At 70.5% G+C, this 12,674-nt stretch carries 11 protein-coding genes and 1 pseudogene; 10 read left to right on the top strand and 2 right to left on the bottom strand.

Translation table 11 applies throughout. The features are described 5' to 3' along the window. Window positions 1-94: 94 nt before the first annotated feature. Window positions 95-1,174 carry an IniB N-terminal domain-containing protein gene (locus tag ACLJRM_RS28820; protein ID WP_410664826.1) on the bottom strand — a complete coding sequence of 360 codons (1,080 nt, stop codon included), beginning with the start codon at window positions 1,172-1,174 and terminating at the stop codon, window positions 95-97. Between the two features lie 294 nt (window positions 1,175-1,468). Here ACLJRM_RS28820 and ACLJRM_RS28825 point away from each other — a divergent pair, with 294 nt between their 5' ends. The 10 genes and pseudogenes from ACLJRM_RS28825 to ACLJRM_RS28870 all read left to right on the top strand — a co-directional run bounded on the left by ACLJRM_RS28825 (window position 1,469) and on the right by ACLJRM_RS28870 (window position 11,480). Continuing rightward, the gene (locus ACLJRM_RS28825) at window positions 1,469-2,650 is read left to right on the top strand and encodes a molecular chaperone DnaK (protein WP_410664827.1); all 1,182 of its coding nucleotides are present in this window, start codon (window positions 1,469-1,471) and stop codon (window positions 2,648-2,650) included. Further along, window positions 2,647-5,007, top strand: a complete 2,361-nt coding sequence (locus tag ACLJRM_RS28830) for a helix-turn-helix transcriptional regulator (protein WP_101612933.1) — start codon at window positions 2,647-2,649, stop codon at window positions 5,005-5,007. Before ACLJRM_RS28825 ends, ACLJRM_RS28830 begins: the two co-directional genes overlap by 4 nt. Before the next feature lie 583 nt (window positions 5,008-5,590). Further along, the gene (locus tag ACLJRM_RS28835) at window positions 5,591-6,262 is read left to right on the top strand and encodes a HEAT repeat domain-containing protein (protein WP_410664828.1); all 672 of its coding nucleotides are present in this window, start codon (window positions 5,591-5,593) and stop codon (window positions 6,260-6,262) included. Beyond that, window positions 6,263-7,285 carry a HEAT repeat domain-containing protein gene (locus tag ACLJRM_RS28840; RefSeq protein ID WP_410664829.1) on the top strand — a complete coding sequence of 341 codons (1,023 nt, stop codon included), beginning with the start codon at window positions 6,263-6,265 and terminating at the stop codon, window positions 7,283-7,285. A 32-nt stretch (window positions 7,286-7,317) separates the two neighbouring features. Then, window positions 7,318-8,727: a M28 family metallopeptidase gene (locus tag ACLJRM_RS28845; RefSeq protein WP_410664830.1), complete on the top strand. Its 1,410-nt coding sequence runs from the start codon at window positions 7,318-7,320 to the stop codon at window positions 8,725-8,727. Window positions 8,728-8,734: 7 nt separating this feature from the next. Then, on the top strand, window positions 8,735-9,328 hold the full coding sequence (locus ACLJRM_RS28850; protein WP_410664831.1) for a hypothetical protein: 594 nt from the start codon (window positions 8,735-8,737) through the stop codon (window positions 9,326-9,328). An 82-nt stretch (window positions 9,329-9,410) separates the two neighbouring features. Further along, window positions 9,411-9,701: pseudogene (locus ACLJRM_RS28855) on the top strand (ornithine cyclodeaminase family protein); the annotation flags it as partial. A 101-nt stretch (window positions 9,702-9,802) separates the two neighbouring features. Continuing rightward, a complete protein-coding gene (locus ACLJRM_RS28860) occupies window positions 9,803-10,273 on the top strand; it encodes a hypothetical protein (RefSeq protein ID WP_410664925.1) in 471 nt (156 codons plus the stop codon). Between the two features lie 111 nt (window positions 10,274-10,384). Further along, window positions 10,385-10,639, top strand: a complete 255-nt coding sequence (locus ACLJRM_RS28865; protein ID WP_101612927.1) for a hypothetical protein — start codon at window positions 10,385-10,387, stop codon at window positions 10,637-10,639. 46 nt (window positions 10,640-10,685) lie between these two features. Beyond that, complete coding sequence (locus tag ACLJRM_RS28870) at window positions 10,686-11,480, top strand: LmeA family phospholipid-binding protein (RefSeq protein WP_101612926.1); 795 nt, start codon at window positions 10,686-10,688, stop codon at window positions 11,478-11,480. A 30-nt stretch (window positions 11,481-11,510) separates the two neighbouring features. Here the strand turns inward: ACLJRM_RS28870 and ACLJRM_RS28875 are convergent, their stop codons facing one another. Continuing rightward, window positions 11,511-12,611 (bottom strand): peptidase inhibitor family I36 protein, encoded by a 1,101-nt coding sequence (locus ACLJRM_RS28875; protein ID WP_101612925.1) that lies wholly within the window; start codon window positions 12,609-12,611, stop codon window positions 11,511-11,513. Window positions 12,612-12,674 lie beyond the last annotated feature (63 nt).

Consider the following 12,674-nt stretch of genomic DNA (forward strand, 5'->3'; position numbering starts at 1 on the left):
ATCAATGTGGCATGGGCCAACATGCCGCGAGGGCCCCGCGACCAGGTGCGATCGCGGGGCCCGTGCACACGGTAAGAGATGAAAGATATTCAGCTCAGCCGATGTGGATGTCGTTGTGCGAGGCGATGTCGCCGGCACCGAGGTTGATGTCGCCCACGTGGCCGATGTTGTTGGCCACCCCGGAGACGACGTCGTGCACGTCGTTGACGCCCGCGTGGTTCGCGACGTCGTTCACGACGTTGTCGGTGACGTCGGTCGCGACGTTGTCGGTCACGTCGCTCGCGATGTTGCCGTTGCCGATGTCGTGCGCCTTGCCCGCGATGTCGTGCACCTTGGTGGTGACGTCCGCGACACCGACCTGGCCGATGACGCTGGTCAGGTCACCCACGGTCGACAGGAAGTCCGGGGTACCGCCCGCGACACCGTCGACGCGGGGCAGGTCGCTGTTCAGGTCACCGACGGCCGGGACCGAGTCGACGGCCGGAACCGCGTCCACGACCGGGACGTCGTGGACCAGGTCGGTCGCGGTGTCGACGGCACCGTTGGCGAGGCCACCGGCCTGGCCCGCGGAGACGGCGTCGAGCTCCGAAAGGTCACCGGTCAGGCCGAAGCTGCCGATGGTGTTCTGCGCGAGAGCGGTCACACCGGCGGCGGCGTTCGACACGTCGGTCACGTCGGAGACGGCCGGGACGGCGGGCAGGCCCGGGAGGTCGACGGGCAGGTCGCCCACGGCGGGCACGGCCGGGACCGCGGGCAGGCCGCCCAGCTCCGGCAGACCCGGGAGACCGGCGTCGGGCAGGCTCGGGAGGCTCGGCAGTTCGCCGGCACCCGGGACGGCGACCGGCAGGCCGGCGGTCAGCGCGGTGAGCTGGTCGATCGCGCCCTGGACACCGTCGGCGCACTCGCCGTCGGTGCCGTTGACGACGTTCGCGACGCCGCCGAAGCCCGCCAGGTTGTCGGCGGTCGCAGCGGCGGTTCCGGTGACGTCGGTGACGGTGTCGACCGGGACGAAGTCGAGCACCAGCGGGACGACCTCGTGCACGTCGGCGGCGTTGATGTCACCGAGGCCGGCGTCGGCGAGGACCTGCTGCGGGTCGTTGGCGAAGGCCGCGCGGGCGGCGGTGTCGTTCAGCAGGTTCAGCGTGAAGTCGTGCAGGGTCTGGACGGAACCCATGGAAGGACTCTCCTGGTGGTCTAGTCGGTGGGGCTGGCGCAGCGGCCGGAGGGCACGGCTGAGCGCAGGTCACCGAAGTTAGTGAGCCGGTACCTCTCAGCACATCGGGGATCACTCCTGGTCGTCGCCCACTCAGCCAATAGGGGATCGGTATGACATCGTTAGGGCGTTAGGGGCTTAACCGAGACGCATCCGGTTGGGTTTAATGCCAACCCTCACCCGGATGGGTCAAGCCGTTCGGGTGAGTGGCCCTATTAGGTCCTTAGGGGCTGGTCAAGCGAAGGAGGATGCTCGTTGCCCTACGTCCTCGGCATCGATATCGCCTCGACCCGCACCACCGCCGCCACCTGCGTGAACCAGGGCGACGGCTGGGGTGTGCCGGAGCCGTCGTGGCTCGGCGCGCGCGGCCCGTCGGCGGCGTCCGCGGTGTTCCTCGACGACGACGGCTACCTGCTCACCGGGGACGCCGCCGTCGAAGCGGGCCGGTCCGCGCCCGCCCGGCTGCTGACCGGGTTCCACGAGCGGATCGGCGACGACGTCCCCGTGATCGTCGGCGGTGAACGGTTTCCGGCCGAATCCCTCAGCGCCGTCCTCGTGGACGCCGCGGTGGATCAGGCGGCCGAGCGGTTCGGCGAGAAACCGCGGGACCTCGTGCTCACGCACCCCGTCGGCTGGGGTTCGTTCCGCCGTGACCTGCTGCGCCGGGCACTGGCCGAAGCCGGCTTCCCCCGCGCCATGCTGGTACCGGCGCCCGTCGCCGCGCTGCACACGTACCTTGCCCCGCAAGGCGAAGTCACCGCCGGTGTCTGCGAATTCGGCCCGGACGGCGCGGTGGTCACGATCGCCACCGCCGGGATCAACGGCTGGCTGCCGGTCAAGACGGTCGAAGGCGTCGACCCCGGCGAAGCCATCGGCAAGGTCTTCGAACTCGCGCACGGCGCCGGGATCCAGCCGCAGGCGCTGGCGGGCATCGTGCTCTGCGGCGAGGCCCCGCCGGTTCCCGGCCGGACGCCGTGCCCCGTCTTCGCCTCGAGTGATCCGGTGCTGACGGTGGCGACCGGCGCGGCCAACATCGCCGCGCGACGTGACGTTCCGCAACCCGCGAATGCCGTGGCGACCGTGGAAACCACCCTGCTCCCCCGCGTCGACGACACTCCGGAGCTCACCGAGCGGCCCGAACGGCCGCCGGTGGACATCACCCCGTTCCCCTTGCCAGAACGCACCGGGGCGGCGAAACTGCTCAGCCGTCGCAAGCCCCTCGTCGCCGGGACCGCGGTCGCGGTGCTCGCCGCGACCGCCCTGCTGCTCACCTTGACCACCCGAGAAGCCACCGCGGACAAGGGTCCCGAAGCCCCTCCCACCACGCCGACCTCGTGCGCGCCGCCCACCCCCGGCGCCACCACCGTGTCCAATCCCCCCAACCCGGCTGATTCCCCTTCTCCCTTCCCAGCCGCTTCCCCCGAAGGTCGCTGTTGAACGCACTGCTCGACAAGCCCGGCATCATCCATCCGGGTGCCCGGCGTCTGCTCGACGAGGTGACCGCCGCCCCGGAACTCCCGGTGCGGCTCACCGTCGTCGCCCCCGGTGGGCACGGGAAGACCCATCTGCTCGGCCTGCTCGGACGCCACTACGCGAGTGCCGGTGTCGAGGCCCTGCTGGTCGACGACGCCGACCAGCTCGGCGAAGACGAGATCGCGAAGATCAAGGCGCGGGCGGAGGAAACGGCCGTGCCCGTCGTACTCGCCTGCAGAACGACGGGGCGGACCAAGGCGCTGCGCGCGCTCGCGGATTCCTTCGGCAGATCCGTGTCCTTGGGCGCGTTCGGCGTCGACGACGTCCGGCGGCTCGTCGAGTACGCCGGCGGCGACGGGGCCACGGCCGGAGAAGTCCACGTCAGAACCGGTGGTGTGCCGGGGCTCGTGCTCCGCGCGGTCACTGGCGGGCTCGCGGACTTCCGCGGCGAGCTCGAGCAGCTGGACGAGGACGTGCACCGCTACCTGATCGCGGCCGAGGCAGGCGCGGGCCGGAATCTCGATCTCCTGGCGGCACTGCTCAACCGCGATCGCGAAGGCCTGCCGGAGGTCTTCGACGACGCCAGGGCGACCGGGCTCCTCGGCGAGGACGACGTCCTGCTGCCGATCGCCGCGGAAGCCGTCCGCGCCTGGGGGTCACCGGGACGACGGCTGACGGTGCTGCAACGGCTGGTGGAACTCCAGCTGCGCGACGGACTTCCGGTGCTGGACCTCGCTCGTTCCCTGCTAGGAACGGGAAGTTCGGGCGCGAGCGCGGCGGCGGCCTTCGAGGCGGCCGCGCGTGAGGCGATGCCCGACGACACGAAACTCGCGGCGCGGTTCTACGAAGCGGCGTCCGAGGCCGGTGGGCGCGGCGCGGCGCTCACCGTCGGCTGGGCGCACGCCGCGGCGCTGGCCGGAGACCTCGACACCGCACTCCGCCTCGGCGACGGCATGCTCGGCGGCACTTCGGACACCGACGCCAGGGCCGCGGGCGCCGAAGTGGCCGCGACCGTGCTGGCGCATCGCGGCGAACTGGCGCACAGCGCCGAGCTGTACCAATGGTCCGGCCGGGCCGGATCGAAGGCGTTCGCCGCGATCGCCTTGCTGGGCACCGGAAAACTCGAAGCCGCCCAGGGTGTCCTGGAGACCCCCGAAGTCCCGACCCTGTTCGCGAACGCCGCCTCGCGGACGGCGCGCGCGATCACCGGTTCGGTGTCCGGCTGCGGCGCCGAAACCCTGTCGGCCCTGCTGGGCGCGGCGTCGATGCTGGAATCGGCCGGGGCGCCGGCACCGCTCCCGGACAGCCCGGCGGCCCTCGCGGCGTTGGTGGGACTGCATTCCGGCGAACTCGCGCTGGCCGAATCGGTGCTGAGCCGCGCGGTGACCGGGCGGATCGGCGGCGACCTGCTCGCGAAACGGCACCGGCTGCTGCTCGGCTGGGTCGCGATGACCGCGGGCGACCTCAAGACGGCCGCCGAAGCCCTGATGCCGCCGGACGGCCTCGAGGCCCGCGACGAACTCTTCGCCGCCACCCTGCAACTGGGCCTGGCGCGACGGTCGAGCGACCTTCCCGGGATGCAACGATCCTGGGACCGCGCCTACCAGGCGACGATGCGCCAGCAGCCGGACCTGTATTCGCTGCTGCCGCTGGGAGAACTCACGATCGCGGCCGCACGGGGCGGCGCGAGCGCCAAACTGGCCGGGCACCTGGAACGGGCGCACACCGTCCTCGACGCGCTCGGCAACCCTCCACTGTGGACGGCCACCCTGCGCTGGCACGAACTGCACGCCGCCATCACCGTCGAGGATCATTCTTCGGCCGGAGACCATCTGGCAGCGCTGAACACTTTCGCGCCCTGCGGCCGCTATCCGGCCGCACTCGCCGCCGCCGCGAGCGGCTGGCTCGCGGTCCTGACCGGGAGCTTCGATCCCGAGGTCATCACCGCGGCGGCATCGGAACTGCACGAACTCGGGCTCTGCTGGGACGCCTCCCGGCTGGCCGGGCAGGCGGCGATCCGGACTTCGGACCGCAAGGCGATGGTCCAGTTGCTCGAAGCGGCCCGGCAGTTCCAGGGCCGCGCTCCGGAGCCCGTCGCGGCCACCGGTTTGAGCACCCTGAGCGAACGGGAACTGGAGGTCGCCCGGCTGGTCGTCGACGGGCTGACCTACAAGCAGGCCGGAAGCAAGCTGTTCATCTCGGGCAAGACCGTGGAACACCACATGGCCCGGATCCGGGGAAAGCTCGGGGCCGGGGACCGGCGGGAGCTGCTGGCCATGCTGCGGGAGCTGCTGCCCGCGACCGCCCCCGAAGCGACGTGAAGCCCTAGCGGCCGGTGGTTTGCGGCGGGAAAGGCACAGGTGGCGTGACCAGCCTCTGTGGTGAAGGACCCCTTCGCCAGCCTCAAGGTCGAGAGGTGGCCTTCGCGGCATGGTTCTGGACTGGCCTGCGGGCGCCAGCCTTCCCCGAGTGTCCACAAGGGACACCACCTGACAGCTGAATGTCCGATTGATGGCTAGATGTGCGGTTTTCGAAGGGTCGGTCCGGTCTTGGTACTTGATCGACGGAGGATCGGGGACACTCAACGTCCCCGATCCTCCGTCGATCAAGACCGTGCCACCCCGCAACCTCGCGGACGGCAGCCGAGTGGGGAGGATTTGGGACGTTGAACGTCTCAAATCCTCCCCACTCGCCCACAACGGCATCCAGAACAAGCTCTACAAGCCACCGAGATGACATCAGGATCCAGTGGGCAGGCAAATACAGGTCCGTTAGAACCCGAATCGCCACTCACGACCACCCTGCGCGGCCGCGCCTCGGCCGCCTCACCCGATAGAAGTCCGGGCTCCGTGCTTGACCTTGACATCGTGACAAGGTCTTCACTGTGGGCAGGAGGTGATCCCCATGGACACGACACAGAGGACTTCGCCGGACATGCGGCTGCTCGACGCGTTGAGCTCGGAGAGCTCGTCGGCGCGGCTCCAGGCGGCCCTGGCGGCCGGGACGTACCCGGAGGCCCGGTTCGTCGAGCCGCTGGTGACGCGGTGCGCGATCGAGCCGGACTTCTTCGTGCGGGACATGCTGACCTGGGCGCTGACCCGCTTGCCCGCGGAGAACACGGTGCCCGCGCTCGTGACGGAGCTCGGTTCCGAGGTCACCCAGGCCAGGAGCCAGGCGTTGCACACGCTGTCCAAGATCGGCGACGTCACCGCGTGGCCCGCGATCACCCGGTCGCTGCTGCACGACGCCGACGACGAGGTCGCGCGAAGCGCCTGGCGTGCCGCCGTCGTCCTCGTCCCCGACGGGGAGCGGAAGGAGCTGGCCGGGGACCTGGCCACACAACTCGGCCGCGGCGACCGGGCGGTACGGCTGAGTCTCAGCAGGGCGCTCGTCGCGCTGGGAGACGAGATCGAGCCGGCCCTGCGGACGGGCCTGGCGAGTGCCGACCCGGAGGTGCGTGCGCACGCCCGCGCCACGGAGCGGCTCCTGCGTGACCCGGAGGCCGCTTTCGACCCGTCCGTCGACGAGGCGAAACGGATCGTCGCGCTCGGACCGGAACGAGCAGGAGGAGCGTGAATGCTGATCGGTGAGGTGGCGCGCCGCTCGGGGGTGAGCAGCCGGATGCTGCGGCATTACGACACCCTCGGGCTGGTGCGGCCGACGGGCCGCACCTACGGCGGCTACCGCGAGTATTCCGACGAGGACATCCGCCGGATCTTCCACGTGGAGAGCCTGCGGTCCCTCGGCTTGTCACTGCGCCAGATCGGGCGTGCCCTGGAGGATCCGGCCTTCGAGCCGTCCGATCTGGTCGGCGACCTCATCCGGCGGACCGAGGAACGCCTGGCGCGGGAACAGGAGTTGCTCGATCGGCTCCGTGCGGTCGATGCCTCGGCGCCCTTCGGCTGGGAAGGCGTCTTGCGCATCGTCGAGCTCCTGCGCGGGCTCAACTCGCCCCACGCGGCGCGACGGCAGCAGACCGTCCTGGCTCCGGCCGAAGACGTGCCGGTGCCCACCGAACTGCTGGCCGGGGCGGTCCTCGCCGAAGCCGATCCGAACGTCGCCGGAGCCCTGCGGTGGGCACTCGCGCGGGCGGGCGGTGACGGTGTGGCGAGTCTGGCGGCCGGTACGCGTTCGGAGGACGTCGAGGTCCGCCGGCGCGCGGTCCTCGCGATCGCCGGGATGCCCGGTGACGACGCGACCGCGGTGCTGACGGAGGTACTCGAAGACCCGGACACGGCCGTCCGCGGGCGTGCCGCGCTGGCCTTGGGTTCGCGGGGCGAGACCGTCGCGATACCGGCCCTCGTCCGCATGGTGGCCGAGGGCACGACCGACGTCGAGGCGGCCGAGGTCCTCGGAACCCTGGCCCGCGACGCGGGCTGCGCGGACCGGATCATGAACGCGCTGACCGCCGAACTAACCGCGCCCACCGCGGACCCCGCGACGCGGATCCGCCTCACCCAGGCCCTCGTCGAGATGCCGCCGGAACCGGCGCTGGGCGTCCTGCGGACCCTGGCCGGAGACGACGATCGCACCGTCGCCCTCCTCGCCTCGGCCCTCGCGGGAGTACTCGAACCTCGCGCTCATCCTTTTCGCGGGTAGACGCCCGATGCCCGCACGCGTAGGAACGAAGGATGGCTGAGGAAAGGTCCAGACGAGTTTTCCTGTCCACGTCGGCCGCGCTGTCGGCGGTCGCCCTCACCGGCGTCCCGGCCGGTGCCGAACAGCCGGGTGATCGCGGGCCCGGCGGATCCCTTGCCCCGCAACGGCCCGACGCGGAACTCCGGGCGATCCTGCGGGAGATCGACGAACACCGCATCGAGGCCACCGTCCGCAGGCTCGCCGCCTTCGGGACGCGGCACACGTTGTCTTCGCAGACCGATCCCGTCCGGGGGATCGGCGCCGCCCGCGACTGGATCTTCGCGGAGCTGACGAAATCCGCGGAAAGGTCGGGCGGCCGGATGAAGGTCGAGTTGCAGTCGTACGTGCAGCCGCCCGCCCCGCCCCGGATCCCCGTCGCCACCACGATCACCAACGTCGTCGCCACCCTGCGCGGATCCACCACGCCCGAACAGGTCCACGTCGTGTCGGGTCACTACGACTCGCGGTGTTCGGATCCGCTCGACGCCGTCAAAGACGCGCCGGGTGCCGACGACGACGCCTCCGGAGTCGCCGTCTCGATGGAGCTCGCCCGGGTGTTCGCCACCCGCCGCCCGGCCTCGACCATCGTGTTCGTGGCCGTCGCGGGTGAGGAACAGGGCCTGTTCGGGGCGCGGCGTCTGGCCACGCTCTACAAAACGGCGGGCACGAACGTGCGCGCGATGTTCACCAACGACATCGTCGGATCGAGCCGGGCGGACGACGGGACAAGGGATCCGCGCACGATCCGGTTGTTCGCCGAGGGCGTGCCGACGTCGGAAACCCCCGCGCAGGCCGACATCCGGCGCGCCGTCGGCGGCGAGAACGATTCGCCGTCCCGTCAGCTGGCCCGGTTCGTACGATCGGTCGCGGAGAACGACGCGACCGGGATGTCGGTGCGGGTGATCTACCGGCGCGACCGCTACCTCCGGGGCGGCGACCACATCCCGTTCCTGGAGCAGGGATATCCGGCCGCGCGGTTCACCGAACCGCACGAGGACTTCGCGCACCAGCACCAGGACGTCCGGGTGGAGAACGGCAAGCAGTTCGGCGATCTGCCGGAGTTCTGCGACTTCCCGTTCATCGCCAGGGTCGCGCGGGTGAACGCCGCCACGCTGTGGTCGCTCGCGACCGCGCCCGGCGCCCCCGAGGACGTCCGGATCCGGACGAACCAGCTGACGAACGACACGGATCTGGTGTGGCGGCGCGGAACCGAGCCGGATCTCGCCGGTTACGAGGTCGTCTGGCGGGAGACGGCGGAAGCCGAATGGACGCACGTGATCGGAGTCGGCGACAGGACCGAGGCTAAGGTCGACCTGTCGAAGGACAACGTGTTCTTCGGTGTGCGCGCGGTCGGGAAGAACGGCCGCCGCGGCCCGGTCGCGTTTCCGACACCTTTGAGCTGAGGCCCCGATGACGATCACGCCCGGCGATCTCGACGCGGCGGTGACCAGCGTGGTGAGCGACCTGCGAAAAGCGGCGGACCACGACTGGTCGTCGGCCTCCGGCACCGGCGAACTGAACGCCTGGCGGACGGCCGAGCACCTCGGTGACTGCCTCATCTCCTACGCCGGGCTGCTGATCGCGCGGCCGTCGACGCCGCGGTTCGTCTGCTTCGAAGCCGTCGCCGACAGCGCCGCGACTCCGTCGGAAATGCTGGAGTTCGTCACGGTCGGCGGCGGCATCCTGGGCGCCACGCTGCGCACGGTGGCCCCGGATGTCCGCGCGTACCACCCGAGCGGCCGCGCCGACCTCGAGGGCTTCGCCGGAATGGGGTGCGTCGAGGCCCTCGTCCACGGCGAGGACATGGCCAGGGGGCTCGACGTCACCCTCGATCCGCCCCGCGACGTCTGTTCGCGGGTCCTCGCGCGGATGTTCCCGGGGGTGGACGCCGACGGCCTCGATCCCTGGACCGCGTTGCTGTGGGCCACGGACCGCGTGGAACTTCCCGGACGCCCGTCCCGCGCGGGCTGGCAGTGGCAAGGCGCACCGCTGGACGGTTGCTGAAGGCTCGCTGGCAAGGTGACTCCTGAGAGGAGTCCTGATGCCACGAACCCTCAACGCCGACGAGGTCCGCGCGGCCGTCCCCATGCGGGACGCGGTCAAGGCGGTCCGCGACGCGTTCGCCGAACTCGACGCCGGGCACTTCACCCAGCCGGAACGACTCGTCTTCGGCGACGGGCGGGTGCTGGTGATGACGGCGTACCACGAACCGTCGGCAACCGGGGTGGTCAAGACCCTCGGCATCCGGCTGGACCGCGACCCGGCGATCCTCGGCACCGTGGTCTGGGCGGGCGCGGGCGAACCACTCGTCGCCGACGCGACCGCCGTGACCGCGCTGCGCACCGGCGCGGTCACCGGCGTCGCGACCGATCTGCTCGCCCCACCCGATGCCGGGCGCCTCGCGCTCCTCGGCTCCGGGGCGCAGGCGGGCGACCAGGTCCGGCCATCGCCGCGGTCCGGGAACTGCGCGAGGTCGCGATCCACAGCCGCACCGCCGGGAACGCCCGGTCGCTGGCGGATCGGCTCGGCGCGGAGTTCCCCGCCGTGGCCTTTCGCGTCGCCGAGTCCGTCGAGGACGCCCTCGCGGACGCGGAGATCGTCAACTGCGCGACATCGTCGGAGAAGCCTCTCTTCGCCCTGTCCGCCCTGCCCGAGAACGTCCACGTCAACGCGATCGGCTCGTTCCGGCCGTCGATGCGTGAACTGCCGGGGGAACTGCTCGCCACCGCGTCGCTCGTGGTCGTCGACCAGATCGGAGCCGCGCTCGAGGAGGCGGGCGAGATCATCGAAGCCGTCGAGGACGGCCTTCTCGACCGGGCGTCCATCGTGGAGCTCGGCGCGGTTTTGCGGGAGCCTCCCGCGGTCTCGGGGAGGACCGTGTTCAAGTCCGTCGGCGTCGCCGCCCAGGATTGGGCCATCGCACGGTCACTGGCGGGCTACGAGGAGTAGGTGGATACGGCCGATCGGCGCAACTTGGCCGTTGAAGCGTTTGCCGTCGCGGAATCCGGGAACTTTTTCGGCATGTCCAGATGGCGAACCACCAGTAGGAGCAACACGGCCGTGCGGGTCATCACCGGCATCGGCGCGCTGTTCGCTTTCATCGAGCTGCTGTACATGGTCATGGTTCTCGCGGGAGCCAACGCGGGCAACGGTTTCTTCATCTTCATCCAGGCACTCGCCGGACCTCTGGCGTTGTTCTGGCCGGGGCTGTTCCCGGTGAGTGACCCGAATCTCGCGGTCATTCTCGACTACGGTCTGGCCGCGGCGTTCTGGGTGATCCTGGCGGGCGTGATCGCCCGTTTCGCGGCCCGCTGACCCCCCTGCGGCGGCAATCGGCGTCCCGTTCGGCGACACTGGTCGGATGAGCGAAGGCAGATGGTTCGAGCTGAACCCCCTTCCCGAGCTGTTCGGCCTGGCAGCCGCCGGGCGGGCGCTGTTGCCGAACGTCCCGGTGACCCCGGCCGCGGTGCTCAAGACCGTGACCGAACAGCTGGTCGGGCGGCGGCTGACGACCAAGGTGGACGGGCACGACGTCGGGCTCACCCTGACCGGGCTCGACTACCAGGCCGACAGCCTCAGCCTGGCCGCCACCGGCCGGATCGGCGACGTCCGCATCGTCGTGGAGGACGTCGACTGGCCGGAAACGCCGCTGGAACGCATCACCGTGCTGGCGTCGAACGTCCGGCTCCGCTCGCTCCCGTCCCCCGCCGCCATTCCCGACCAGGTGAAGATGGCGATCCGGGTGGCGCCCGAGATCCTGCGGGCACGGGTCGCCGAAGCCCGGCCGGGCATCGTCGTGACCCCCGGCGACGACGGGAATTTCCACGTCCGCTGGGAAAAGCGGCCCCGTTGGGGACATCTCGTACTGGAGTCCACTGTGGAGGACGACGCCGTCGTCCTGCGGCCGATGGCCGTCCACATCGGACGGCGCCGCTTCGGCCCGCCGTCGCGGCTCAAGCCGATCGTGCTGCCTCTGCCCGAACTCCCGCAAGGGATCCGGCTCACCGCGGTCGAAGCGCACGACGGTCACCTCGTCCTGCACGCGCTGGCCGAGGAATGGCCGGAAAAGCTGTCCACGATCCCGCTCGGCGACCTGCTGGGCTGGGTGATGACGGCCGTCACCACGCTGACCCTGCCGAAGCTCGGCGGCCGATAGTCAGCGCGTGACCATCGGCCGCCGAACGGATCAGCTGTGCAGTCGTCCTTCCGCGACGCGGACCGCGGGCGCGGCAGGCGTCGCCGCCGCGGCGCTTTCCGCCTGGGTTCCGGCGGAGGACCGCACGAGCCCGGCCGACTTCCCGCACACCTTCTTCTTCTCGTCCGACGTCATCTTCTTGCCGACCGTCCTGGTCTGGCCCACGACACCGGGAGCGGGGCCTTCACCGCTGAAGTTCCAGACGTACCACTGGTGGTGGCCCCATTTGCGCTTGTCGAACCACATGTCGTATGAGCCGCTGGCCATCCGCATCACCGGTGAACGGTCCAGGCCCGCCCAGTAGCCCGGGTTCACCTCGATCCGGGTCTCGACGCTTTCGCTGGTCTCCCAGCCCCATTCCTGGCCCCACGTGCGCTTGTAGGCGACCGACCAGTCGACGAGGAACTGGAAGCCCGCGGTCACGCTGATCTCGTTCGACACCGTGTTCTTGCCGCTGCGGGTGTCGCGTTTGCCGATCACCTGGGTGATCTTGTTGGCACTGCAGTTGTACACCGTGTCGACCCGGCCCCAGCTGCCGTAGAAGTCCTGGCCGCGCTGGTCGACGTGGGCGTTGCAGTTCTTGGTGGCGCGGCCGCAGTCCTTGAGCAGTTCGGCCCGCGAGGGGCCGCGCGAATACACCACGGAGCTGCCGCGGTCGTTCATGTTCGACCCGTAGTTGGCGCTGTCGTTGGCGTACCACTCCTGGCTTTCGCCCTGGTATTCGGCGTGCTCGTACATCGTGATGTAGCAGTTGTTGAAGGTCTGGAACGAGGAGATCTTGTCGTTCCAGTCACCGAGGAAGCCGAGGGTCTGATTGGTCCCCTCGACGCACGGCGACCCGGTGACGGCCAGGCTGGCGCCGCCGAAGTTGCCGTGTTCGTACAGCACGCTGATCACCGTCGCGGAGGCACCGACCTTTCCGGCCGACGCCGCGGCGAGGGACTCGCTGACGCTGTCGAAGCACCGGATCGCGCCGGTCGCCGTGTCGGCGACGCAGTGGTCGCCGCGCTGCTCGGCGTTCGCCGGGACACCACCGGCGAGACACACCATGACCGCGGCCAGGACGGCCGCTCCGAGTCTGTATTTACGCACGTCTGAGCTCCCTGGGAGAGACGGAACGCCGACCTCGACCGGATCGGCGTCGCCCAGTCCAGC

The sequence above is a fragment of the Amycolatopsis sp. lyj-84 genome (assembly GCF_046549075.1).
In the GTDB taxonomy this organism is placed as follows: domain Bacteria; phylum Actinomycetota; class Actinomycetes; order Mycobacteriales; family Pseudonocardiaceae; genus Amycolatopsis.

Excerpts from the sequence above, each read along its gene's own strand:
- ACLJRM_RS28840 (WP_410664829.1), top strand. The coding sequence starts at position 6,263 with ATGCTGATCGGTGAGGTGGCGCGCCGCTCGGGGGTGAGCAGCCGGATG.
- ACLJRM_RS28820 (WP_410664826.1), bottom strand. The coding sequence starts at position 1,174 with ATGGGTTCCGTCCAGACCCTGCACGACTTCACGCTGAACCTGCTGAAC.
- ACLJRM_RS28845 (WP_410664830.1), top strand. The coding sequence starts at position 7,318 with ATGGCTGAGGAAAGGTCCAGACGAGTTTTCCTGTCCACGTCGGCCGCG.
- ACLJRM_RS28850 (WP_410664831.1), top strand. The coding sequence starts at position 8,735 with ATGACGATCACGCCCGGCGATCTCGACGCGGCGGTGACCAGCGTGGTG.
- ACLJRM_RS28835 (WP_410664828.1), top strand. The coding sequence starts at position 5,591 with ATGGACACGACACAGAGGACTTCGCCGGACATGCGGCTGCTCGACGCG.
- ACLJRM_RS28870 (WP_101612926.1), top strand. The coding sequence starts at position 10,686 with ATGAGCGAAGGCAGATGGTTCGAGCTGAACCCCCTTCCCGAGCTGTTC.